This is a genomic window from Chryseobacterium gwangjuense, assembly GCF_021311115.1.
Lineage (GTDB): Bacteria > Bacteroidota > Bacteroidia > Flavobacteriales > Weeksellaceae > Chryseobacterium > Chryseobacterium gwangjuense.
This window is the reverse complement of record NZ_JAJTNP010000002.1, coordinates 163,646-186,237: the sequence shown is the minus strand read 5'-3', so window position 1 is coordinate 186,237 and position 22,592 is coordinate 163,646. Positions and strand designations below refer to the sequence as shown.

24 protein-coding genes are annotated in these 22,592 nt (G+C 34.3%); 18 read left to right on the top strand and 6 right to left on the bottom strand.

Translation table 11 applies throughout. From position 1 onward, the window contains the following. Positions 1–12: 12 nt before the first annotated feature. The 4 genes from LV842_RS04275 to LV842_RS04260 are packed head-to-tail and all read left to right on the top strand — an operon-like array spanning position 13 to position 3,424. Positions 13–720, top strand: a complete 708-nt coding sequence (locus tag LV842_RS04275) for a hypothetical protein (RefSeq protein ID WP_233110225.1) — start codon at positions 13–15, stop codon at positions 718–720. Further along, positions 710–1,264 (top strand): LptE family protein, encoded by a 555-nt coding sequence (locus LV842_RS04270; protein ID WP_233110224.1) that lies wholly within the window; start codon positions 710–712, stop codon positions 1,262–1,264. Before LV842_RS04275 ends, LV842_RS04270 begins: the two co-directional genes overlap by 11 nt. A gap of 1 nt (position 1,265) precedes the next feature. Then, positions 1,266–3,221, top strand: a complete 1,956-nt coding sequence (locus LV842_RS04265) for a tetratricopeptide repeat protein (RefSeq protein ID WP_233110223.1) — start codon at positions 1,266–1,268, stop codon at positions 3,219–3,221. An 8-nt stretch (positions 3,222–3,229) separates the two neighbouring features. Beyond that, entirely contained in the window at positions 3,230–3,424 is a 195-nt protein-coding gene (locus LV842_RS04260) for a hypothetical protein (protein ID WP_233110222.1), read from the top strand. Between the two features lie 83 nt (positions 3,425–3,507). Here the strand turns inward: LV842_RS04260 and LV842_RS04255 are convergent, their stop codons facing one another. The 4 genes from LV842_RS04255 to LV842_RS04240 are packed head-to-tail and all read right to left on the bottom strand — an operon-like array spanning position 3,508 to position 5,934. Next, positions 3,508–4,110 (bottom strand): DUF4126 domain-containing protein, encoded by a 603-nt coding sequence (locus LV842_RS04255; protein ID WP_233110221.1) that lies wholly within the window; start codon positions 4,108–4,110, stop codon positions 3,508–3,510. Positions 4,111–4,163: 53 nt separating this feature from the next. Beyond that, a complete protein-coding gene (gene rnpA, locus LV842_RS04250; RefSeq protein ID WP_233110220.1) occupies positions 4,164–4,538 on the bottom strand; it encodes a ribonuclease P protein component in 375 nt (124 codons plus the stop codon). A gap of 51 nt (positions 4,539–4,589) precedes the next feature. After that, positions 4,590–5,315, bottom strand: coding sequence for a tRNA threonylcarbamoyladenosine dehydratase (locus tag LV842_RS04245; RefSeq protein ID WP_233110219.1), 726 nt, complete (start codon positions 5,313–5,315; stop codon positions 4,590–4,592). Then, positions 5,308–5,934: a TatD family hydrolase gene (locus LV842_RS04240; RefSeq protein ID WP_233110218.1), complete on the bottom strand. Its 627-nt coding sequence runs from the start codon at positions 5,932–5,934 to the stop codon at positions 5,308–5,310. The genes LV842_RS04245 and LV842_RS04240 overlap by 8 nt, the downstream gene beginning before the upstream one ends. A gap of 97 nt (positions 5,935–6,031) precedes the next feature. On the opposite strand from LV842_RS04240, the gene LV842_RS04235 reads away from it, so the two are divergent. From LV842_RS04235 to LV842_RS04180, 12 genes are all read left to right on the top strand, one after another. Then, positions 6,032–6,661, top strand: coding sequence for a TetR/AcrR family transcriptional regulator (locus tag LV842_RS04235; protein ID WP_233110217.1), 630 nt, complete (start codon positions 6,032–6,034; stop codon positions 6,659–6,661). Between the two features lie 102 nt (positions 6,662–6,763). Beyond that, complete coding sequence (locus LV842_RS04230; protein WP_233110216.1) at positions 6,764–7,759, top strand: outer membrane protein assembly factor BamD; 996 nt, start codon at positions 6,764–6,766, stop codon at positions 7,757–7,759. 41 nt (positions 7,760–7,800) lie between these two features. After that, positions 7,801–8,124 carry a DNA-directed RNA polymerase subunit omega gene (locus tag LV842_RS04225; protein WP_039370228.1) on the top strand — a complete coding sequence of 108 codons (324 nt, stop codon included), beginning with the start codon at positions 7,801–7,803 and terminating at the stop codon, positions 8,122–8,124. 123 nt (positions 8,125–8,247) lie between these two features. Continuing rightward, complete coding sequence (gene coaBC / locus LV842_RS04220; protein WP_233110215.1) at positions 8,248–9,450, top strand: bifunctional phosphopantothenoylcysteine decarboxylase/phosphopantothenate--cysteine ligase CoaBC; 1,203 nt, start codon at positions 8,248–8,250, stop codon at positions 9,448–9,450. A 36-nt stretch (positions 9,451–9,486) separates the two neighbouring features. Further along, a complete protein-coding gene (porD, locus tag LV842_RS04215; protein ID WP_233110214.1) occupies positions 9,487–10,395 on the top strand; it encodes a type IX secretion system protein PorD in 909 nt (302 codons plus the stop codon). Between the two features lie 70 nt (positions 10,396–10,465). Next, positions 10,466–12,115, top strand: a complete 1,650-nt coding sequence (locus LV842_RS04210; RefSeq protein ID WP_233110213.1) for a DNA repair protein RecN — start codon at positions 10,466–10,468, stop codon at positions 12,113–12,115. Positions 12,116–12,238: 123 nt separating this feature from the next. After that, positions 12,239–13,705, top strand: a complete 1,467-nt coding sequence (locus LV842_RS04205; protein ID WP_233110212.1) for a DUF5687 family protein — start codon at positions 12,239–12,241, stop codon at positions 13,703–13,705. A gap of 1 nt (position 13,706) precedes the next feature. Beyond that, on the top strand, positions 13,707–14,429 hold the full coding sequence (locus tag LV842_RS04200) for an ABC transporter ATP-binding protein (RefSeq protein WP_233110211.1): 723 nt from the start codon (positions 13,707–13,709) through the stop codon (positions 14,427–14,429). A gap of 15 nt (positions 14,430–14,444) precedes the next feature. Continuing rightward, positions 14,445–15,383: a Dyp-type peroxidase gene (locus LV842_RS04195; protein WP_233110210.1), complete on the top strand. Its 939-nt coding sequence runs from the start codon at positions 14,445–14,447 to the stop codon at positions 15,381–15,383. A 152-nt stretch (positions 15,384–15,535) separates the two neighbouring features. Continuing rightward, complete coding sequence (locus LV842_RS04190; protein WP_233110209.1) at positions 15,536–16,102, top strand: RNA polymerase sigma factor; 567 nt, start codon at positions 15,536–15,538, stop codon at positions 16,100–16,102. Continuing rightward, positions 16,083–16,712 (top strand): hypothetical protein, encoded by a 630-nt coding sequence (locus tag LV842_RS04185; protein ID WP_233110208.1) that lies wholly within the window; start codon positions 16,083–16,085, stop codon positions 16,710–16,712. The genes LV842_RS04190 and LV842_RS04185 overlap by 20 nt, the downstream gene beginning before the upstream one ends. A gap of 29 nt (positions 16,713–16,741) precedes the next feature. After that, entirely contained in the window at positions 16,742–17,782 is a 1,041-nt protein-coding gene (locus tag LV842_RS04180; RefSeq protein WP_233110207.1) for a porin family protein, read from the top strand. A gap of 164 nt (positions 17,783–17,946) precedes the next feature. Here the strand turns inward: LV842_RS04180 and fumC are convergent, their stop codons facing one another. Next, on the bottom strand, positions 17,947–19,341 hold the full coding sequence (gene fumC / locus LV842_RS04175) for a class II fumarate hydratase (protein WP_233110206.1): 1,395 nt from the start codon (positions 19,339–19,341) through the stop codon (positions 17,947–17,949). Positions 19,342–19,552: 211 nt separating this feature from the next. Between fumC and LV842_RS04170 the strand changes: the two genes are divergently transcribed. Together LV842_RS04170 and LV842_RS04165 are read left to right on the top strand one after the other, a co-directional pair. Beyond that, the gene (locus tag LV842_RS04170; protein ID WP_233110205.1) at positions 19,553–21,160 is read left to right on the top strand and encodes a fumarate hydratase; all 1,608 of its coding nucleotides are present in this window, start codon (positions 19,553–19,555) and stop codon (positions 21,158–21,160) included. 93 nt (positions 21,161–21,253) lie between these two features. Continuing rightward, positions 21,254–21,532, top strand: coding sequence for a hypothetical protein (locus LV842_RS04165; RefSeq protein WP_233110204.1), 279 nt, complete (start codon positions 21,254–21,256; stop codon positions 21,530–21,532). 97 nt (positions 21,533–21,629) lie between these two features. Here the strand turns inward: LV842_RS04165 and LV842_RS04160 are convergent, their stop codons facing one another. Next, the gene (locus LV842_RS04160; protein WP_233110203.1) at positions 21,630–22,499 is read right to left on the bottom strand and encodes a helix-turn-helix domain-containing protein; all 870 of its coding nucleotides are present in this window, start codon (positions 22,497–22,499) and stop codon (positions 21,630–21,632) included. Between the last annotated feature and the right edge of the window lie 93 nt (positions 22,500–22,592).

Genomic DNA, 22,592 nt, shown 5'->3' with positions numbered 1-22,592 from the left:
CAACACAAAATTATGAATGTAAATTTAGTACCTAAACCGATTAACTTTAAATTTGGTGAGTATATCAATAAAGGCTTTGAGCTTTTGAAAAAAGATTTTGGAAGCGTTTTCGTTGGCTTTTTGGTAACTTTCCTGATGTCTATCATTCCGTTTTGTGGAATCTTGGCGGTTGGAAATTATTATAAATATCTTAGAAAACTAACTAAAAATCAGCCTGTAAGTGCGGGTGAAATCTTCGACTTTAAAGACTTTATGCCGTATTTAATTTTACAGCTAATTCTTTTTGCAGGAGTTATGGTACTGTACATTCCAATGATAATTTTGGCTGTTTTGGGAGGATTAACTGCAAATAGCAGTGGTGAACCCAATCCTGGAATGATGATTTTTATGGTTCCTTATATTTTTTTAATAGTTGCTACGGTGTACTATTTCTTACTGAAAGGATTTTATATACCTGCGTTGATTAGTTTTAAAGGAATTACAGATATAAAAACTGCTTGGGATATTTCAAAAACAATGACTAAAGACAATCTTTTGAATATTTTCCTGTTCTCACTTGTTGCCAGTATTCTATCTCAAATTGGAATTTTAGCATGTGTTATAGGTGTTTTTCTTACTATTCCGTTTATATATGCTGCCAATTATTTTGCCTATGAAGATGCTATTCAACAAATTGAACATGATGAAATTACTGAAATTGGATCTAAAAATGAATTTTAAAATTAACAATATCAAAATTACTCAGCCAAAAATGTTTTGGCTTTTGCTTCTTTGTTTAGGAGTTTTACAGTCTTGTTATAACTTTACTGGTGCAGGTTCGTTGAAGGATGAGAAAACCATTCAAATCAATGAATTTCCGAATAACGCGGCATTGGTAAACCCTGCTTTATCTCAGCAGTTTTCTACCGAAATTCAAAACAGGTTTTTACAGAGGACTACTTTGAAGGGAACAAAACAAAATCCTGATATTTTAGTAGAAGGAGAAATTACAGATTATGCAATTACACCGACTACTATTAGTTCAAACACCATTCAGAATAATGCAGGAGGAGTTATTCAGGATTCCCAGAATAAATTAACAATTACGGTGAAGGTTCATTATGAAAACAAACTGCATTCGGAATTGAGCTTCGACAGAGCGTATACCGATGAAGTGACTTTCAATAGCAACTTATCTCAAAGCGATATAGAAGCTTCTCAGGTAAAAATTGTAAACGAAAGAATTATTAATAAAATATTTAACGATATTGTAGCAAACTGGTAAGATGAATCCTAGAGTTTTAGAGCTATTAAAAAATCCGAAAAACATTCAGCCGGAAGATGTACATCTTTTGAAAGGAGAAATTGATGCTTTTCCTTATATTCAAAACATTAGAGCATTACATTTATATGGAGTGCATCTGTATGAAAAAGAAAATTATCAGAAAGAGCTTTCTACTACCGCTGCATATACCACAGATAAAAAGATTTTGTATCAGCTTATCAATGGTAAAATCCAACAGAAGCCTAAACCGAAGATTCAACCATCTGTTGTTCAGGATAACAAAACAGAGTTAGATATTAAAAACGCTCCTAAACCACAGTTTTATCAAAATAGCAGTTTCCCTCTGAGAAGAGAAAACGAGGAGGTTTCCGATACTAACGATACTATTTCTTGCGCTTTTCAATCGACGGCACAAGAAGTTACCTATGTTTATGTGAACGGAGAGAGAAATCGAATATTATTTGAGGGAGAAGAGAATTTCCTTACAGAAGAAAATACACAGACAATCTCTCTTAGCTCAGAATCTTTGATAGCACCAAATAAGGAAGTTTTTGAAGAAATTGAAGAGTTTGAGCCTGAAATCATTATTGAAGAAGAAAAAATTAATACTGAACAGGAAAAAGAAGAAGTTTTAACTGCTTCTGAAGTAAGCTTCCATGAAACTGAATCTTTCCTTCCGGATGTTCAAATTCAGGCTAATGAAGCAGAAGAGGTGAAAGAAGTCGAAGCGATTGTTGAAGAAGTAAAAGAAGAAAACAAAGCCGTAGAAACTTCGGAATTTACTCCTGAAAAAATCATTAATGAAGATAAAATTTCGTCTGAAGAAGAGCAGGAAATCGTTCATAGTAAAGAAGAATTAAGCTTCCACGGCATGGAATCTTTCTTGCCGGACGTAAAAATTCAGACTAACAATTCAGAAGAAATCATTACAGATATTTCTCCATCCAATTCTAATAAACATGAAGACGAAATGCGCCGTCTGATAGAGGAAGTGGAGAAAAAGATGAAAGAAAAGGCGATTTCTGAGGAAATAAAAAAAGAAGAAGAACAGGAAACTACAAGTCACGAAATTAGCTTTGCTGAAACTCAAAGTTTTGAAGTGACCTCTGTTGAACCGAAGGGTGAAGAAGAGATTAAGCCGGAAAATGCAATCTCAGAAAATCAGTCTGAAGCTATTGAAGAATTACCAAAAGAAGCTGTTGAGGAAACATCAGAAGAAGTGAAATCTGTTTGGAAACCAATGTCTTTTGAATCAAATCTTCCTGATTCTTTACTTAATAAATCTGTAGAAGTTCCTCAACCAAAAGTAGAAATCCTCAAAGAAGAAACTCCAAAACAAGAAGAGGCTGTAGTAAATAGAGAAAAAATTTCTGAGATAATTGAAGATCAGACTGAGCAGATAAACGAGCCTGTTGAAGAGCTTAAGGTGGCTGAAGAAGCTCCGGAAATAATAGAAGAAAACAAAGAAGACGTTCCTGTCATGAATGTGTCTTTCTTTAGCTCAAGTTGGACAATTGCTCAGCCTGAGAAAGAAAAAACTCAGGAAGAAACTCAGGTTGAAAAGATAGAAGAAGTTCCGATTGAAATACCTAAGACAAGTCCTGTTGATAGTAATGTTCCCGGGTTTATTAATACTTGGCAAAGCTGGCTGAAAATTGACAGAACTGAAGAAGTTGAGAAGGAGAAAATTGAAATAAAGACCAAAGCAATCGAAAACTTTATTGAAAACAATCCGAAAATTAGTCAGTTAAGAGAGGAAAGTACGTATGTTATAAAAGAAAAAAATGACGATATTTCTCACTTGATGACAGAAACATTGGCAACATTGTATTTTGAACAAAAACTATATACAAAAGCGATAAAAGCATTTGAGATATTGGTTAAAAAGCATCCGGAAAAAGGAGACTATTTCAAAGATAAAATTCAGGAAATAAAAGATTTCCGAAGTAAAAACTAAATATTTATATGAACTTACTTGTAATTAATCCATTTGAGATTTTACTTATTGTTACTGCAGTTGTGGTGTTATACATTGTAGCAATTTCAACATTGTTTAAAAACAAATCCGGAATTTTGCCTTATTTGGCGCTTATTCTGTTTCCAATAGTAGGTCCTTTAGGAATTGTCTTTGGAAATTACCGTATGAAGAAAATAAAATAAAAAGTTCGGCGGCTGAAAATTCATTTTCAGCCGCCGAACTTTTATACAATATAGTTTTTTATTTAGGAGAAATAAAATTTCAATTATGGAGCTTCATTTTTACTTCGTCTCAATTTTCTCCATGCTTTTCGCCCTACGGACAGCGCTAGAAAGATAAAAATAATGGCAAGTATTCCTGCGATAATTGGAGCTGCCATTGCTAAAACAGACATAAGCCCTGCTCCTGCAGTTTCAGTAGTCCCTACTACAGAGTTTCCTAATCCTCCTGTTGTTGCCGTAGATGCTGCACGAATTCCTGCAAATCCTGTACTAATTGTGGCAGCTGTTCCTCCGCCTGCAATCAAGGCTAAAGCCCATTGAGGAAATGTCCCTAAATCTGCAAACTGAGAGGCAAATAAAATAGAACCGGCAATGGTAGCCATAGGAATAGAAATGGTATCCAGCAGATGATCTAAGAAAGGAATATAATACGCTAAAATTTCAAAAACAGTTGCTACTCCGGTAGTAATAAGTGTTGGCAGACCAGCAAGCCATTCAAAGCTTTCACTCATAGGAATCCAGTGAAAATAAGAAGCTAAGCTTACCGCAAAAAGAGGAAGGAAAACCCGAAATCCGCTGGCTGCAGCCAGACCAATGCCAATAAAAGCACTTAATATATAAGGAAAATAAGGAATATTATCTAACATTTTCTTTTTCAGATTAATAGTTCCTTTTAAAGGTACAAAAAATAGATAAATGTTTATTTACTTTTTTGGGAGGTGCAAAGTTTTAAAAATTGTTCCTCTACATCCTGAAATTTTGCAGGAATTTCTGAAGAAACCCAAAATAACATGGCAAATGTTTTCTCTCCAAAAGCTTCTTTAAAAGCTTCTTTATTTAAACGAAAAGCTTCCCTTAAAAGCCTTTTTATACGATTTCTGTGAACCGCTTTTTTGAAATATCGTTTAGAAACCGAAACCCCGAACTTTGCTTGCTCGATAGGTACAGTAGGTTTTTCTTTCAGGACAATGATTCTTAAATTTCCACAAGTCTTCCATTTACCTTTTTCAAAAAGTAAAGCAATTTCTGTATCTTTTTTAAGTTTTTCGGCTTTGGAATAGGTGAAGTTTGTCATTTACGGAATGTAAATATAGTGGAATTTTCTCTTTTTTGATTTTAATATAAGTTAATCTTTCTTTATCAAATGATTGATGACTTCCGCTGCAGCATATAATCCGAAAATGGCAGGAATATAGCTGATTGTTCCGTAAAAAGATCTTTTATAGTTGGTACCGTCAGTCATTTTTAAGCTTTCCTCATTTTGAATCTCATTAGAAAACACGCAACGGATTCCTTTATTTATTTTCTCTTTTTTCAGTCTTTTTCTGATCTGTCTTGCTAAATGACAATTGTGACTTTTGCTGATGTCTCTCACCATTACTTTGCTTGGATCAGCTTTTCCGCCGGCTCCCATCGAACTTACTACTTTTATCTTTCTTCTTCTCGCTGCAATCAATAATTTAAGTTTAGGAGTCACGCTGTCGATACAATCAAGGATGTAATTAAATTTTCCTTCATCAAGCACCTGATCCATTCTTTCAGGATTCAGAAACTCGTTGATTTTAATTAAATTAAGGTTAGGGTTGATATCTAAAAGTCTTTCTGCAACCACTTCCACTTTATGTTTTCCAATAGTTGAATGAAGTGCAGGAAGCTGTCGGTTGATATTGGTGATATCTACAGTATCGCCGTCTACGATCGTCATGTTTCCCACTCCGGCTCTTGCAAGAAATTCTGCAGCAAAAGAACCTACTCCGCCTAATCCCACAACCAAAACGCTAGCGTTTTTCAGCTTTTCCAATCCTTCTTCTTTGATGAGAAGTTCCGTTCTTTCCAACCAGTATTTATCCATGTTGTATTGTCTCTAAGTTTTCTAAAATCTGTTCATTCAATGTATCCGGAGAAATTCCTTTTATATCTGCAACTTTTTGATATAATGTGGCAATTTCAAAATCTTCGTTGTCGGTTTCCAAAAAGATTTTGTCTAAAGGGATACTTTTCAAAGTATTTTGCAAAGATAAATTATACAAAACGGCTTTTCCAAAACTCAGATAAAAATTATTTTTAAGAAGATCATGGGCAATATTTTCTTTTTTGTTAAATCCGTGAATAATCATTGCCTGATTTGCCTTCTTTCTGAAAGAAATTACCTCATAGAATTTCCTTACACAATGAATGATAAGAGGTTTTTTTGCCTCGTTGGATATTTCTATTTGTTTCAAAAAAACATCTTCTTGAATTTTCTGATCAATAGGCACAAAAGAATCCAGACCGCATTCACCAATCGCAAAACAGTTTTTGCTGATATTTTCAAGCAGCCAATTTAGCTGATCTGTTATCTTATCGTAAAGAATATCTTTAGGATGAATTCCGACAGAATATAAAGAATCCGGAATTCCATCTGTGAGTTCCATATTATAAATTCCGAAAGGAAGGTTTTTCTTATGATGATGAAAATCAAAATAATTCATAGTCAAAAATACGATTATTTAAGACTCAGATAAAAATACTAAACAAACGTTTATAAATATGTTAAAAATTTCTTAACTTTACTCAAACTCAATCCTCATGAGAAAAAAGTTTACCGAAAAACAGATTCATATTTTAGATATTGCTGAAGAGCTGATCGCAAAAAAAGGATATGAAGGGACTTCTGTAAGAGATATTTGTTCGAAAGCGAATATCAATGTGGCGATGATCTCATATTATTTTGGATCTAAGGAAAAAATGATGTCCTATCTCTATCAATACAGAGTGTTGAAAACAAGAGAAAATTTTTCAGAATTTGCAGATACCATCAAGGACGGAAAGCCGGAAATGCAGATGAAAGAAATGATTAAATTTATCGTAACCCAGCTTTTTAAATATAATTACTTCCACGGTTTTGTTACTCAGGAGCTTAGGCATACGGAGAATTTAAAAGATGAACTGCTGGATTTCTATCAGCTTTTTGTGAAAAAAATAGATGAAGTCATTAAAAAAGGAGTGGCTTCAGGGGTATTTACTTTTACACCCAAACCTGAAGATATCCTGACAACCATTATTGGGTCTACTTTATTTGTGATTAGAAATAGAAATTTTTATGAACTCTATGTTCCTCATAAAAATGACGAAACGTATGTAAAAGAAGCGGAGAAAAAGATCAGAATGAATCTTTTATTAAGTGTTTTTGCAATTTTAGGATACGCCGCAGACTAAAATTACGTTAAATAATCATAAAAAAAAATCTTTTGGCAAAAAAGTTATATTTTTGCAAATTAGTAAATCGGCTATAAAATCCGAAAACTGTTGAATTTTTATATGAAAAAATATATTTTAGGTCTTTTTGCACTAACGGTAGTTATGTCATGTGTAAGCCAGCAGGAGAGAGCATTAAAAAGTGCTGATAAAAACTTCATTTTAAAGGCTGCAAACGAAAATTTTGCGAAAAAGAAGTGGAAAAATGCTTTGGCGCTTTACGATAGGCTTACTAATTTGGTAGCAGGTACGGATGATTTTCCTAATGTAGGTTTCAATACGGCTTATGCAAACTATTACGATAAAAGCTATAAACTTGCAGGACATCAGTTTAAAAATTTTGCAGTAAGTTTTCCTAAAGACCCAAGAGCGGAGGAGGCGGCTTATATGTCTGCATTGTGTTATTATGAAGGATCTATGGATTATAACTTAGATCAGTCTAGTACAGAATTGGCTATTAATGAGCTTCAGGATTTCTTAAATAATTATCCGAACTCTGAAAGATCAAAAAACATCAATACTCTTATTGATGAGCTTTCTTATAAATTAGAATTTAAAGCTTACGAAAACGCAAGACAGTATTTTAAAATGGGAGATTACAAATCTGCCAATGTTGCGTTGGAAAATGTTTTAGATGACTTCCCAAGTACAAAACTTCGTCCGAAAATTTATGATTTTATCATGAAGTCTCGTTACGAATTGGCGGCGAAATCTGTATATGAATTGAAAGAGGAGCGTATTGAAAGCGCACTTTCTTTTACAAAACAGGTTGAAAAAGAACTTCCTAATACAGAATATTCAAAAACTGCCTTGGATTTAAGACAAAAACTGGAGAGAGAAAAGAAAAACTTTGCAGTTGTAAAGAAAGATACGGAAGCAAGAATTGCTGTCCTTACCGACAGACAAAAGAAAGCAGCAGCTAAGCTTGCGGAGAAAGAAAAAACTGAGCAACAACTAAAGGATCAAGAGTCTGCTGAGAAGAAAGCAATGCAGATTCAGAGGGATAGTGCGGCGCTTCAAACACCTCCACCTGCAGCGACTTTCAAAATTCAAAGATAATTCGTAAATTTGCCATCTTAAAATAAAATAAATTTCTCAAAATGAGCGTAAAAGATACAAAAGCCGAAGTAAATACAATTACTTATGACAAAGATAAGATTGAAGATAAAGTAGGTTCAATCTATGAAGCTATTGTTATCATGGGAAAAAGAGCAGAGCAGATCAATGCGGAAATCCGTACTGAATTGCATAATAAATTAGACGAATTTGCTGTTCACAACTCTACATTAGAAGAAGTTTTTGAAAACAGAGAGCAGATAGAAATCTCTAAACATTATGAAAAGCTTCCAAAGCCAACTTCAATTGCAATTGAAGAATGGTTGAATGATGATGTGTATTTCAGAAAAACAGAAGACAGAAAGTAATCATCTGTGTTTTAAATATACAAAGGTCATAAGGAAAATAGTTTCTTTATGACCTTTGCTATTTTATATAATGGCAGTTAGGGGAAAAATAAGTAATTTAGTGATTCAAAAAAATAAAACTCAATGAGCGTTTCCGGCAAAAAGATACTGATAGCCGTTTCTGGAGGAATTGCAGCCTACAAAATTCATTTCTTAATAAGAGATTTTGTGAAAAGCGGGGCGGAAGTTCAGGTCATTATGACTCCTGATGCAGAAAATTTTGTAACGAAGCTTAGTATTTCCACTTTATCAAAAAAACCGGTTTATACAGATTTCTATGGAGATAACGGAACATGGAACAGCCATGTAGAACTGGCATTGTGGGCAGATGTAATGATTGTTGCTCCCTGTACATCCAATACGTTGGCAAAAATGGTTCACGGAATATGTGATAATTTAGTGATTGCTACCTACATGTCAGCGAAATGTCCTGTATTTATTGCTCCTGCAATGGATTTGGACATGTATCAACATCCTTCTACAAAGAAAAATTTAGAATTAGCTGAAAGCTACGGACACCACATCATTCCGGCTGAAAACGGAGAACTGGCGAGTGGATTAATAGGACCGGGAAGAATGGCAGAGCCTGAAACCATTGTAAACAATATTGAAGATTTTTTTAACTCAACTCAAAATAGAAAATTAGAAGGGAAAACAGTTCTTATTACTGCGGGTCCAACTTATGAAGCTATTGATCCGGTGCGTTTTATCGGGAATCATTCTTCAGGGAAAATGGGGTTTTCCTTAGCGGAAGAAGCTGCTAAAAGAGGGGCGAAAGTTATTTTAATTTCCGGACCGAGTGCTGAAAAAATAACTGAGCAGAATGTTGAGGTTCAGAGAGTAACGTCGGCAAAGGAAATGTTTGAAAAAGTGTTTCAGTTTTATGAAAATGTAGATATTGCTATTGCAAGCGCAGCTGTTGCAGATTATGCTCCCAAAGAAGTAGCGACAGAGAAAATTAAAAAAAATGATGATAATTTAACCATAGAGCTCGTTAAAAATCCGGATATTCTGAAAACGATGGGCGAGAGAAAGAATCATCAGTTTTTGGTAGGATTTGCTCTGGAAACCCAGAATGAAGAAGAAAATGCCAAAGGAAAATTAGAAAAGAAAAATTTAGACATGATTGTTCTGAATTCTTTGAGAGACGAAGGAGCCGGTTTTAAAAACGATACCAACAAAATAAAAATTTTCACAAAAACAGAGAAAACCGAGTTCAATTTGAAATCTAAAGATGAGGTGGCCAAAGATATTCTCAATTTTGTTGAAAATCAGCTATTAAAATAATTTTTATAAATTTCCGTTCTCAATTTTAAATAAACAATGAAAAGAATCTTAAGCATATTTTTTGTATTTTTCTTATATCAATTGAGTTTCTCTCAAGAGTTGCTGTCGACTGTTCAGATCAATGCGCAACAAATGGGAGGAAGTAATCAGCAGGTTTATAAAACACTGGAGAAAAATCTTAGAGACTTTATTAACAATACGAGCTGGACTGGGAAAAAATTACAAAATTTTGAAAAAATCAAGTCAAATTTTGCTATCATTATCAGCGAGAAAGACGGGAATAATTATAAAGGAAGTATTGTTGTACAGGCAGTTCGTCCCGTATTTAGTACCAATTACGAATCTCCGTTGATTAATATTCAGGATACAAAATTCGGATTTGAATATGTAGAGAATGAAAATCTAATTTTCAATGAGAGACAGTTTTCAGGAAAAAACTTGATTGATGTGATCAGCTTTTATGTGTATTTAATTTTGGGATACGATGCAGATAGCTTTCAATCGATGGGCGGAACACCGTGGTTTACAAAAGCTCAGCAGATTGCTCAGAATTCTCAAAACAGAAACTATGAAGGTTGGGCTCAGCTGGGAACGGAAGGTCCTAGAACTAGAGGGAATTTAATTAGTACATTGCTGAATTCTAATACGAATCAGTTAAGAACGACTTTTTATACATATCACAGAATCGGGTTAGATGGTCTTTACAATCAGGATCAGACCGCTTCTAAAAAAGCTATTTTTGATGCTTTAATGCAGTTGAAAATTTACGAAAACAATTTCCAGCAGAATTATGCATTCAATCTTTTTATTGAAGCAAAAAGTGATGAAATTTTCAATATTTTCAATTCGAATAACAACGGTGGAATTATTTTGGGTGATTTAAAACAGCTTATGATTACTTTTGCTCCGAAGCATACTGATACTAAGTGGAATAAATGGAAATAAAAATCTGATTCACAATTTCTGAATTGGAAATTTTATATTTGCAGTAACAATCGTAATCTGCTACTGATTTATGCTTTCGAGAATCTATATAAAAAACTTTGCACTTATTGATGTACTTGATGTGTCCTTACATAAAGGGCTACAGGTAATTACCGGAGAAACAGGAGCCGGGAAATCAATTATTCTGGGTGCACTTCGCCTTATTTTAGGAGAAAGAGCAGATGTAAAGTCGATCTCTAACACAGACGAAAAAAGTATTGTAGAAACCGAATTCTCATTGAATAACCGGTTTAAGAAATTTTTTATAGAAAATGATCTCGATTATGATCAACAGACGATTATAAGAAGAGAAATTCTTCCTTCCGGAAAATCGAGAGCTTTTATCAATGATGTTCCGGTAACACTGGATATTCTTAAAAAGTTGTCTTCTCAACTGATTGATATTCATTCACAGTTTGAAACCTCCAATCTTTTTACAGCAGAATATCAGTTCAAGATTATTGACGGGCTTTCTGAAAATAAAAAAATGATTGAGGAATATCAATTTGAGTTTTCAGATTTTCAAAGCTTAAAAATTCAACTGAAAAAACTCCAAACGCAGCTTGCAGAAACAAATAAGGAAAGTGATTATAAAGAATTTTTACTGAACGAACTTGAAGAACTGAAATTGGATGATGTAGACTATGGAGACCTTCAGAACCAATTGTCAATACAAGAAAATGCAGAGATGATTTCTGAAAATCTTGCGCAGATTCTGTCAAGATTTCATCAGGAAGAAGTGGGAATTCTTTCTTTTTTTAATGAAGCTAAAAATAAACTTTCCAAGATTTCAGAAGTTTCAAACAGTTTTTCAGACCTTGATGAAAGGCTTGAAACATCTTTTGTAGAAATAAAAGATATTATTTCCGAACTGGAACATGAAGCCGAAAAAATTGAAATCAATCCTGAAAACCTTGCGTTACTTTCCGAACTGAACAATAAAATTAATTCATTATTTCTGAAGCATAATGTTTCCGGAATGGATGAGCTTAAAGAAATCAGAGATCAGTTATCAGGCGAACAACAAGGAGCTTCTGAACTGGAAGCTAATATTGCAGAAATTTCTGAAAATATCGTTAAAAAAGAAAAAACGCTTCAAAATCTAGCTGAAAAACTTTCAAAAAACAGAAAGAAAAGTATTCCTATTTTCATTAAAAAAGCGGAAGATTTGCTTAAAAAATTAGGCTTAGAAAAAGCAAAAGTTGATATTGAATTGAAAGATTCTCTGGATTTTAATCAATTTGGCAAAGAAAATATTCAGTTATTATTCCAGGCAAACTCAGGCTTTCCTTTAAAACCGATTCAAACGGCTATTTCAGGTGGTGAAAGATCACGTGTCATGCTAGCGGTAAAGAAAATCATTGCAGAAAGTGACGAGCTTCCAACATTAATTTTAGACGAAATAGACACCGGAGTTTCAGGAAAAGTAGCGGAAGAAATAGGAAATCTCATGCGCGAAATGTCCGAAGATATGCAGCTTATCGTTATTTCTCACTTGGCGCAGGTTGCTGCAAAAGGGAATAATAACTATAAAGTTGTAAAACAGGATGTTTCCGGAAAAACTCAATCCACTATAATTTCTTTAAGTGATGAAGAAAAACTTAACGAAATTGCCCAATTGCTTTCCGGAAGTAAGATCACGGAAGCAGCCATGACACAGGCGAAAGAATTGATAGGATAATTTTAGCTTGGATTAAGAAGCTGATGCGACTTAATTATTCATACAACCTCCCATTTATAGGATTTAAATTGAAAAGTCTGTAACATATTTTGCATTATATTTACTAATGTAAAAAAAGTAACTATGTTTTTTAAATTCCTGAGATTAGAGTTCAAAAGTTTTTTTCGTGGTACATCTTTGGGGATCAATTTAGCGATGAAGATTTTCCGTTTTATCGGAATTCTTTATTTCATGGGTTGTTTGGTAGGAGGTGCATTTATTGCATTTTTCTACATCAAAGAAGAGATGCATGAAGACCCGTTAAAGATTGTTTCCAGATTTTTAATTATTGCTTGGGCGGCTGATTTAATCTTCAAATACATGTTGCAGGAAATGTCTACTCAGAATATCAAGCCTTTTCTTACGCTTAATATTCCGAAGAAAACAGTTGTGAACTATACCTTGGTTAAAACATTCTTTACTCCTTTAAGCTGGCTCAATTCATTCTTTTTTATCACATTTAGTGCCATTGCATTGTTCAATGGATATGGTTTTGTAGGTGTTTTATCTTGGTTGATTGGGGTTTCTTTATTGTTCTATCTTAACAACTTTATCAATATTCTTTTCAATGATAAAGAAACGATTGCCATTGTTGTGGGATGTGTTTTTGCAGCGGTTGCAGGCTTAGCGTATTATAATATCGTTCCAGTTCTTTCTTATTCGGAAAAGTTTTTCTTTAATTTTTATGAACGACCTTATTTTGCGATAATTTCAATCTTGTTATTTACAGCGTTATGGAAGATTAGCTTTAATTACATTCACAAAGCATTTTATTTGGATGAAGGTCTTGAAGCCAAAAAAACAATCGGAAAGACAGAAAATATTGCTTTTTTAAACAAATACGGAGCTATCGGTACTTTTATTAATAATGATATAAAAATGCTGAGAAGGAATAAAGTAACCAAAGGAATTTTGATAGGAAGCTTTTTATTTCTTTTCTACGGAATGCTCATGTTTTCTTCTCCATTATATAAAACTCCGGCAATGACGATGTTTATGGGGCTATTCGTAACAGGAGGTTTCCAGTTTCTGTTTGGACAGAGAGTTCCGGCTTTTGACAGTTCTTATTATCCTTTGATGATGACTTCCAATGTTCCGTATAAAGAATATTTAAAAGCAAAATGGTGGCTGATGAATATTATGACGGGAGTTTCTATACTTCTTGCGGTGGGATATGCCTATTTTGGCTGGGAAATGTATGTTACTTTTTTCGCTGCCGGAATTTATAATATTGGGGTCAATTCTCAATTCACGCTTTGGGCGGGAGCTTTCAATAAAACACAAATTGATCTTAATGCTAAAGAAAAAAGATTCGGGCAAAAAAATAGTTTTAATCTGAAAGCATTGCTGTTGTTAATCCCAAAAATGTTTTTACCAATGGCTGTTTTCGGAGGAGTACAGCACTTTTTCGGAATTGGAGCAGGGGTTGTAAGTGTGGCTATTATGGGATTGGCAGGTTTTTTATTCAGAGAAAAAATCTTCGATATTATTGTAAAGCATTATAAAGTAGAAAAATACAGCACATTAGAAGCATTCAAAAACAAAGATTAATATGATCACAATACATAATTTATCAAAAACATACGGTAAAGCAACCGTGCTTAATATCGAGAATTTGGAAATTCCGAGTGGAGAAACCTTCGGACTGGTAGGGAATAACGGAGCAGGAAAAACGACATTGTTCAGTTTAATGCTTGATCTTATTCAGCCTACAACGGGTTTTGTAAGTGTAGATGATATTAAAGTCAACGAATCTGAAGCATGGAAGAATAAAGTTTCTGCATTCGTTGACGAAAGTTTTCTTATCGGTTATCTTACCCCTGAAGAATATTTTTATTTCATCGGAGAATTGAGAGGACAGAATAAGGCTTCTGTTGATGAGTTTTTAAAACAGTTTCATGATCTTTTTAATGGAGAAATTTTAAATTCAGGGAAGTACGTTCGTGATTTATCAAAAGGAAACCAGAAAAAAGTAGGGATTGTAGGAGCAATGATCGGAAATCCTGAAATCATTATTCTGGACGAACCTTTTGCTAATTTGGATCCTTCTACTCAGATTAAACTGAAAAATTTAATTAAAGAATTATCAAAACAGGACGGAGTCACTTTCCTTATTTCAAGTCACGATCTTTCACATACTACCGAAGTGTGTAACAGAATTGTAGTTGTGAATAAAGGAAAACTGGTAAAAGATATTCAGACGGATCCTGAGACTCTTAGAGATCTGGAGCAATATTTTGCTGATCAGGTTTCTAAGCCTGTTGAAATGATTTAATTTAAAAAATAAATAATGCCGAATATTGAATCTCAAAACGTAACCGATTATCCGAATAGCAATACGATTTTCATGGTTTGGAGATTGGTAGATGACCCGAAACTGAAAGAAACCTTTCAACAATTGTGTGCTTTGGTGCTGAATCTTAATAATTCTGTTTTCAACAGATTTCCGGATAGTAGAGCAAGCTGTGTGATGGGGATTGGCTATAACGCCTGGAATATTCTTGAACTTCCGACTCCGCTTCCGAAAGAATTAGTCAATTTTGAAGAAATAAAAGGCGAAAAACATACTGCGGTGTCTACGCCGGGAGATTTGCATTTTCACCTGAGAGCCGACGATAAAAGCATCATCTTTGATATGGCAATTGAGATTTCAAAACTACTGACTCCTGTTGCAGAAAGTATTCTGGAAATTCATGGGTTTAAATATTGGGATGCTCGTTCGATTCTCGGCTTTGTAGACGGAACAGAAAATCCGCACAATGAAGACCGGGATCTTTTTGCGAAAGTTGGAGATGAAGATATACAATACAAAGGGGGAAGTTATCTTTTCACTCAAAAATATCTTCATAACATGAATGCATGGAGCAATCTTTCGACAGAAGAACAGGAAAAAGTGATCGGAAGATCAAAAGAGAATGATATTGAGATGTCAGACGATGTAAAACCTGAAAATTCCCATATTGCATTAACAAATATTGAAAACGAAAATGGAGAAGAACTAAAGATTGTAAGAGACAATATGCCTTTTGGTAATCCTTCCACAGGTGAGTTTGGAACCTACTTTATTTCTTATGCCAATACATTTTCTACCACAAAAAAAATGCTGACGAATATGTTTATCGGAGATCCTCCGGGAAATTATGACCGGATTTTAGATTTCAGTACGGCCGTTACAGGAACACTTTTCTTTGTTCCGACAAGAAATATGCTGGATGAATTTTCAGGATAGAATATAAGGGGCAGAATCTTTCTGTCTTTTTTACTATAAATAATCGATGTTTTTCCTTTTAGAATGACATCAGGAATAAATTTTTCAAAAAAATATTTTTTTTGTGTAACCTTTTCAAAGTTTTGTTGTCTTTAGAGTAGAAACAGATGAGAATGAAAATTTTGTTCGGAAATAAAAAAGAAGATTTGCTCAGCCGGCTTAAAAAACAAGATCCGGCTGCACAAAAAGTTTTTTATGAACAGAACGTCAAAAAATTTCTGAGTGTAGGCAAAAGCTATATCAGTGATTTGTATCAGGCGGAAGACTGTGTCATCAAAGCTTTTTGTAAAATCTTTAAGCACATCGAAAGCTTTCGGGGAGAAGGTAATCTGGAAGGATGGGCGAGAAGAATTGTCGTTAACGAATGTCTCAACTTTATAAAAAGCCATAAAACCGTTTTTTATATTGATGATATCAATCCTTCTTTTATGATTGATGCTCCGGAAGAGGAAGTCGTTTTTGATTTCAACGCTCAGGAACTTTTAGATCAGCTTCCGGATGCTTACAGAATGGTTTTCAACCTCTACGTATTGGAAGGATATTCGCATCAGGAAATTTCTGATACCTTGAAAATCTCCACAGCAGTAAGTAAAACACAGCTGTTTCGTGCAAAAGAGAAGTTGAGAGTGCTTTATCTTCAACAACAAAAAACAATGAAAAATGAACACATTCAGAGATAATTTAGAACATCAGATAAAAAAACAGATCGAGGAAAGAGAAATTGCTCCTTCAAGAGATCTTTGGTCTGAAATAGAAGTACAAAAAGGAACTGCACATTCTAAATTCCGTATGAACTGGGTATTGGCTGCAGCGTGTGTTGTACTTGTTTTTGGGTTGGGGTTTGTGCTTTTTTCAAATCCTTCCGGAGAAAAAAATATTCAGAAAACTGAAATTGCTAAAGTAAAGAATACATCTCCTCAAGAGAAAGGGACTGAAAAGAATAACGAAAATGTAGTTTCTGAACCTGTTTATGTGGAGAAAAAAGTTATTCAGGAAAATAAGGTAACTCCAATTAACGCCATTGAGAAAACTCTGCAAGCTCCTATCTTAGCAGAGCAGATGGAAAAAGCTCCTCAAAAAGAAGAAGTACAGATGATTGTCCCGGAAATTTCTAAAATTCCTGCTCCTGCTAATAAGGTGATGGCTCAATCGGAAGAAGCTTCGAAATCTCCCGTGAAAAAGAAAAAATATGTAGACCCGGCAACTTTACTTTTCTCGGTAGAGCATAAAGACATCATAGAGAAAACGAAAGAGAGTAATGTGGCAACCATAGATCTGAACGGGAAATAACAACTTTTTAACAATTTAAAATTAATAATATGATCAAGAAATTTATCATCATGGGATTCTTATGCCTTTTATCTGGCACAGGATATTCACAAAGAAAATCATTGGGATTGAATCTGCAGTCCAAAGAAAATACAGAAGTAAGCCCAATCGTAAAGGAAAAAGTAGACGAATATGCTAAAAGCATTGATGCAATTATCCAGGAAGAGAAAAAGCTGATGGAAGCAGAATTGCTTATACTTCAGGCAAAAAATCTTGATAAAACTGAATTTGACAAGCAAAAATCAATTATTGCGGATCGTTTTTCGGAAAAAATTGACCAAAGAATAGAAGCATTAGGATTCGATTTGGATACAGTGATTCAAAAGCAGGTAAGGTATTCGCTTCTTAGCTCCGATGTTACCTCTAATGAAGAGCTAAAGGCAAAGCTTTTGAAAAAATTCCGACCGGTGAAAAATTTAGAAGGATACATTTCTTACGGAATTATGAATCTTACAAACAGTAAAGCAGATAATGAACTGGATAAGAATTTAGGATATGCCGGGAATTTTGAATTTGGATTTAAATTTAACTATCAGTTTGGCAGAACAAGTCCTTGGGGATTAATTTCCGGAATTGGTTTTTCTTGGAGAACGCTGAATTTTGACAATAATATGTTTATTGCAAAGGATACTAATGCTGATATTTATTTAGATAACTATAATAAAGGTCTTAGTAAAAGTAAATTAAGAACAGGGTATGTTATGGTACCGCTAGGCGTACAATATAATTTCTCAAAGCTTAAAAATGCAGGAATGGATATTCAGTACAGAGATTATCATAATGGATTTAAAGTGGGAGCGAATATTTACGGAGGGGTAAAAATGGCAACCAATAATATCATTAAAGGAGAAGGAATAAGCCAGAGAGAAAGAGGGAATTATCAGGTCAATCCTTTTGTTTATGGTGCCCAATTCACGGTCTCGTATAATGACTTCAGTATTTTTGTGAAAAAAGATTTCAGCAATTTTTTTAAAGACAACAAATTTGAGAATGATAAAGCTTTAGTTGTTGGTGTCGCTCTAGGATGGTAAAAAGCTTTAGAAAAAATAAAACAACAAAACATTCATCTTTGGTATAAGAATTGAATAATAAAAGAACAACATTCACATTAACAAACAACAACACTCCACAGGATTTCTGGGGAGTGTTGTTGTTTTTGCTGATATTATAATCAGTTGGTAGTGTCTTAAAATATTTATTTCAGGCTTCCTACCATATCTTCAGGTTTTACCCACTCGTCAAACAGTTCAGAAGTTAAAAGTCCAAGATTAATAGCCTCTTCTTTCAAAGTAGTTCCGTTTTTATGAGCCGTTTTTGCAATTTTTGCAGCATTTTCATAACCGATATGGGGATTTAAAGCAGTGACTAACATCAAAGATTTATCAACCAATTCTTTGATTCTCTCATGATTCGGTTCGATTCCGACTGCGCAATGATCGTTAAATGAAATGCAGGCATCAGCAATTAACTGAGCGGATTGTAAGAAATTATAAGCCATTACCGGTTTGAAAACATTCAATTCGTAATTCCCTTGTGTTCCTGCAAAAGAAATAGTAGTGTCATTTCCTAAAACCTGTGCGCAAACCATTGTCATCGCTTCATTTTGGGTAGGATTTACTTTTCCCGGCATGATAGAAGAACCCGGTTCATTTTCAGGAATATGAATTTCTCCGATTCCCGAACGTGGTCCTGATGCCAATAATCTTACATCCTGAGCAATTTTATATAAAGAAACGGCTAATTGTTTTAAAGCTCCGTGCGATTCTACAATAGCATCATGAGCGGCCAATGCTTCAAATTTATTTTCTGCCGTTACAAACGGAAGATTCGTGAACTTTGAAATATATTCCGCAACTTTCACATCATAACCTTTGGGTGTGTTTAATCCGGTTCCTACAGCTGTTCCTCCTAAAGCCAATTCAGAAAGATGAGGTAATGTATTTTTTAAAGCTCTTAAACCAAACTCAAGCTGAGCAACATATCCTGAAAATTCCTGACCTAAAGTAAGCGGAGTCGCATCCATTAAATGCGTTCTTCCGATTTTAACAATGTCTTTAAATGCTTCTGATTTTTCTTTCAACGTAATTTTTAGTTTTTCAACAGCGGGAATCGTTGTTTCAACTACTTTTTTATAGGCAGCAATGTGCATTGCTGTTGGGTAAGTGTCGTTTGAAGACTGAGATTTATTCACATCATCATTGGGATGTATTTCTGACTTTTCACCTAGGATTCCGCCATTATTTACATGAGCTCTGTTCGAAACAACTTCATTCACATTCATATTCGATTGTGTTCCGGAACCTGTCTGCCAGATAACCAAAGGAAATTGATCATTGAGTTTCCCTTCCAAAATTTCGTCACAAACTTTGGCAATCATATCCCTTTTCTCAGCAGGAAGAACTCCCAAGTCGGTATTGGTGAATGCTGCTGCTTTTTTTAAATAAGCAAAAGCTTCGATGATTTCGTGTGGCATAGAGCCTTCAGGACCTATTTTGAAATTATTTCTTGATCGTTCGGTTTGTGCCCCCCAAAACTTATCGGCAGGAACCTGCACTTCACCCATGGTGTCTTTTTCTATTCTGTAATTCATTGTGATTGAGATTTTATTTCTGTTTAGCCTAAGACTGAGGTTTAGTTTAAGGCATATCTCAACCTGAATCTTAGCCTCAACCTTAGATTATAAAATTACTGAATAATGAAAAACCTCGCAATTTATAATCATTATAAATATCAATCTAAGTCACTGATTTTACTCATGTTTTTTTGGTAAGCCGTATTTTTGTACTCAATAAAAAATTGAAATGGAATTTAGATATCAGGATCCGTATCCGATTCAGAAAGATGATACGGTGTATAAGAAGCTTACATCAGACTATGTAAAAGTTGAAAAATTAGGAGAGAGAGAAATTTTGACAATAGATCCGAAAGGTCTTGAACTATTGGCTGAAGAGGCTATGGCAGATGTTTCTTTCATGCTTCGTTCTTCACATTTGGAAAGTTTGAGAAGAATTATTGACGATCCTGAAGCTACTGATAACGATAGATTCGTTGCTTATAACTTATTGCAAAATGCTGCTGTTGCGGTAGAAGGAGCTTTACCTTCTTGCCAAGATACAGGAACGGCGATTGTGATGGGTAAAAAAGGAGAAAATGTTTACACGGGAGTTGATGATGGTGAATATTTAAGCAAGGGAATTTACAATACGTACCAAAAAAGAAACTTAAGATATTCTCAGGTTGTTCCTTTAACGATGTTTGATGAAAAGAACTCTGGTTCCAATCTTCCGGCACAGATTGATATTTATGCTAAAAAAGGAGATTATTACGAATTTTTATTCTTAACAAAAGGAGGAGGTTCTGCCAACAAAACTTTCTTGTATCAAAAGACAAAATCTTTACTAAACGAAAAATCTTTGGAAGCTTTCGTAAAGGAGAGAATTTCAGATTTAGGAACAGCGGCTTGTCCGCCTTACCACCTAGCGTTGGTAATTGGTGGAACTTCTGCTGAAGCGAATTTAGCTGCTGTGAAAAAGGCATCTGCGAAATATTACGACAACCTTCCAACTGAAGGAAATGAAGCAGGGCAGGCTTTCAGAGATTTGGAATGGGAAGCAAAAGTGCAGAAAATCTGTCAGGAAAGTGAAATCGGAGCTCAGTTTGGAGGAAAATATTTAACGCATGATGTTAGAGTGATCAGACTTCCTCGTCACGCAGCATCTTGCCCGGTTGGAATGGGAGTTTCTTGTTCTGCGGACAGAAACATCAAAGGGAAAATTACAAAAGAAGGTATTTTCCTAGAGCAATTAGAGCAAGATCCTAAGAGATTTTTGCCGGACACACCACCACATTTGGAAGAAGCTGTTGAAGTTAATTTGAATAAGCCAATGCCGGAAATCTTAGCAGAACTTTCAAAATATCCAATCAAAACAAGATTAAAGCTAAACGGAACATTAATCGTTGCAAGAGATATTGCTCACGCAAAAATCAAAGAAATTCTAGACAGCGGAAAACCGATGCCTGAATATTTCAAAAATCACCCAATCTATTATGCTGGTCCGGCAAAAACTCCGGAAGGAATGGCTTCAGGAAGTTTTGGTCCTACCACTGCAGGAAGAATGGACGTGTATGTTGATGAATTCCAGAGCCATGGTGGAAGCATGGTAATGTTGGCAAAAGGTAACAGAACTGCAGATGTAACCAATGCTTGCGGAAAATATGGAGGTTTCTATTTAGGTTCAATCGGAGGTCCTGCTGCAATTTTAGCAAAAGACAATATCCTGTCTGTTGAGGTTGTTGATTTCCCGGAATTAGGAATGGAAGCGGTAAGAAAAATTGAAGTAAAAGATTTCCCTGCATTCATTATTACAGATGATAAAGGAAATGATTTCTTTGCAGCTCTTGCTCATTAATTAGATTAAAATCAAAATAAATAATAAAAATAGGCTTGTATCTTTTGTGTAAAAAGGAAAAAAGTTCTATTTTTGCCTAAAATATTAAGTAAAATGATGTTATCAGCATTTTGGCCGTTTTATCAGTTCCTTTGGACAGTGTATTTCATTACCATGTTCTTGGTAGGATTCTGGTGTATTTTTATGTTTTTCGGATTGGTGATTCCAATGTGGTTGACTGAAGGTTTGAAAGAATACTTTGGTAAAGTAGCTCCTTTTGATCCGGAAGAAATTAGAAGTAAAATGGTTTACGAGCAAGAAGGTGTAGAAGTTATCTATAACTCACCTAAAGGTCACGGTCCTTTTATTCACGATAGTCACGGACATCATTAATTTGTATGTCATTGCTTTTTCACCTGAATTCTGAAAAAGCAATATCAAAGCAAAACAACATATATTAAACCACTAATTTATTAGTGGTTTTTTTATTTTATCCATTTCTGAGCTTTTCCGGAGATAACCCAAACCTTTTTTTGAATGCTCTGGAGAAATTTTGAACGTAGTCATATCCACAGTCTATGGCTATTTCTTTAATCATAATGTTCTTATTAATAATTAGTTTTTTGGCTTTCAACATTCTAAGCTCCAATATATAGTCAACTATTGTTGAATGGTAATATTTCTTAAATTCTTTCCTGATTTTATTTTCATTAATTCCCAGTTCTCTACTCAGGTCATTGATTTTTAGATTTTTATTGTAATTTTCATCAATGTATTTTTTGATAAGAATATGCTGTCTTGAATGATTTTCTGAATGATCTTTTTCAGTAAACTGCTCAAAAATTAATAGTAAAAGCTTCATAATCTTTGCTTCTACAAAGAGCTTTTGCATCATCCCTTTTTTTGAGGACTCAATAATTTCTTGCAGAATGATATGCATTTCCACAGTCATTAAAGGAGGAGTTTGCTCGTGTAAGAAAATGAAATTATTTTTTGTCATTTGTTCCAGCATTTCAGAGCTCTCCTTGTTTTTTTGAGGATTGAAAAGATTGAAAATATATTGATACCTGATTTGTATCTGTAAGTATTTTAAATGTTCCTGGTGGTCACTCCATAATTTTGCTTTGCTTTCTTCAGAAGAATAATGTAGGATGTATTCGTTTTTTTTAAATAAAAATTGAGTTCCGCAATCATTAGCTTCCAAATGAATATCAGGACTTAAAAGAAAGAGAAGGTTGAAACTGTGCTTACCTTCAATAAAGTTGGAGGAAAGAGATTTTTCTCTATTTGAATCTGTGTGATGTACAATAGAAATTTCCTCCGAATTATATATTTGCCCTTCCCGGTTCTTGTTCTTCATGTGGCTTTTTCTTCAACGAGTTATTTGTAAATCAATTTTTTATCTTCCAATGATCCGTATGATTATTAATTGTTTGAAAATGATAACAATACT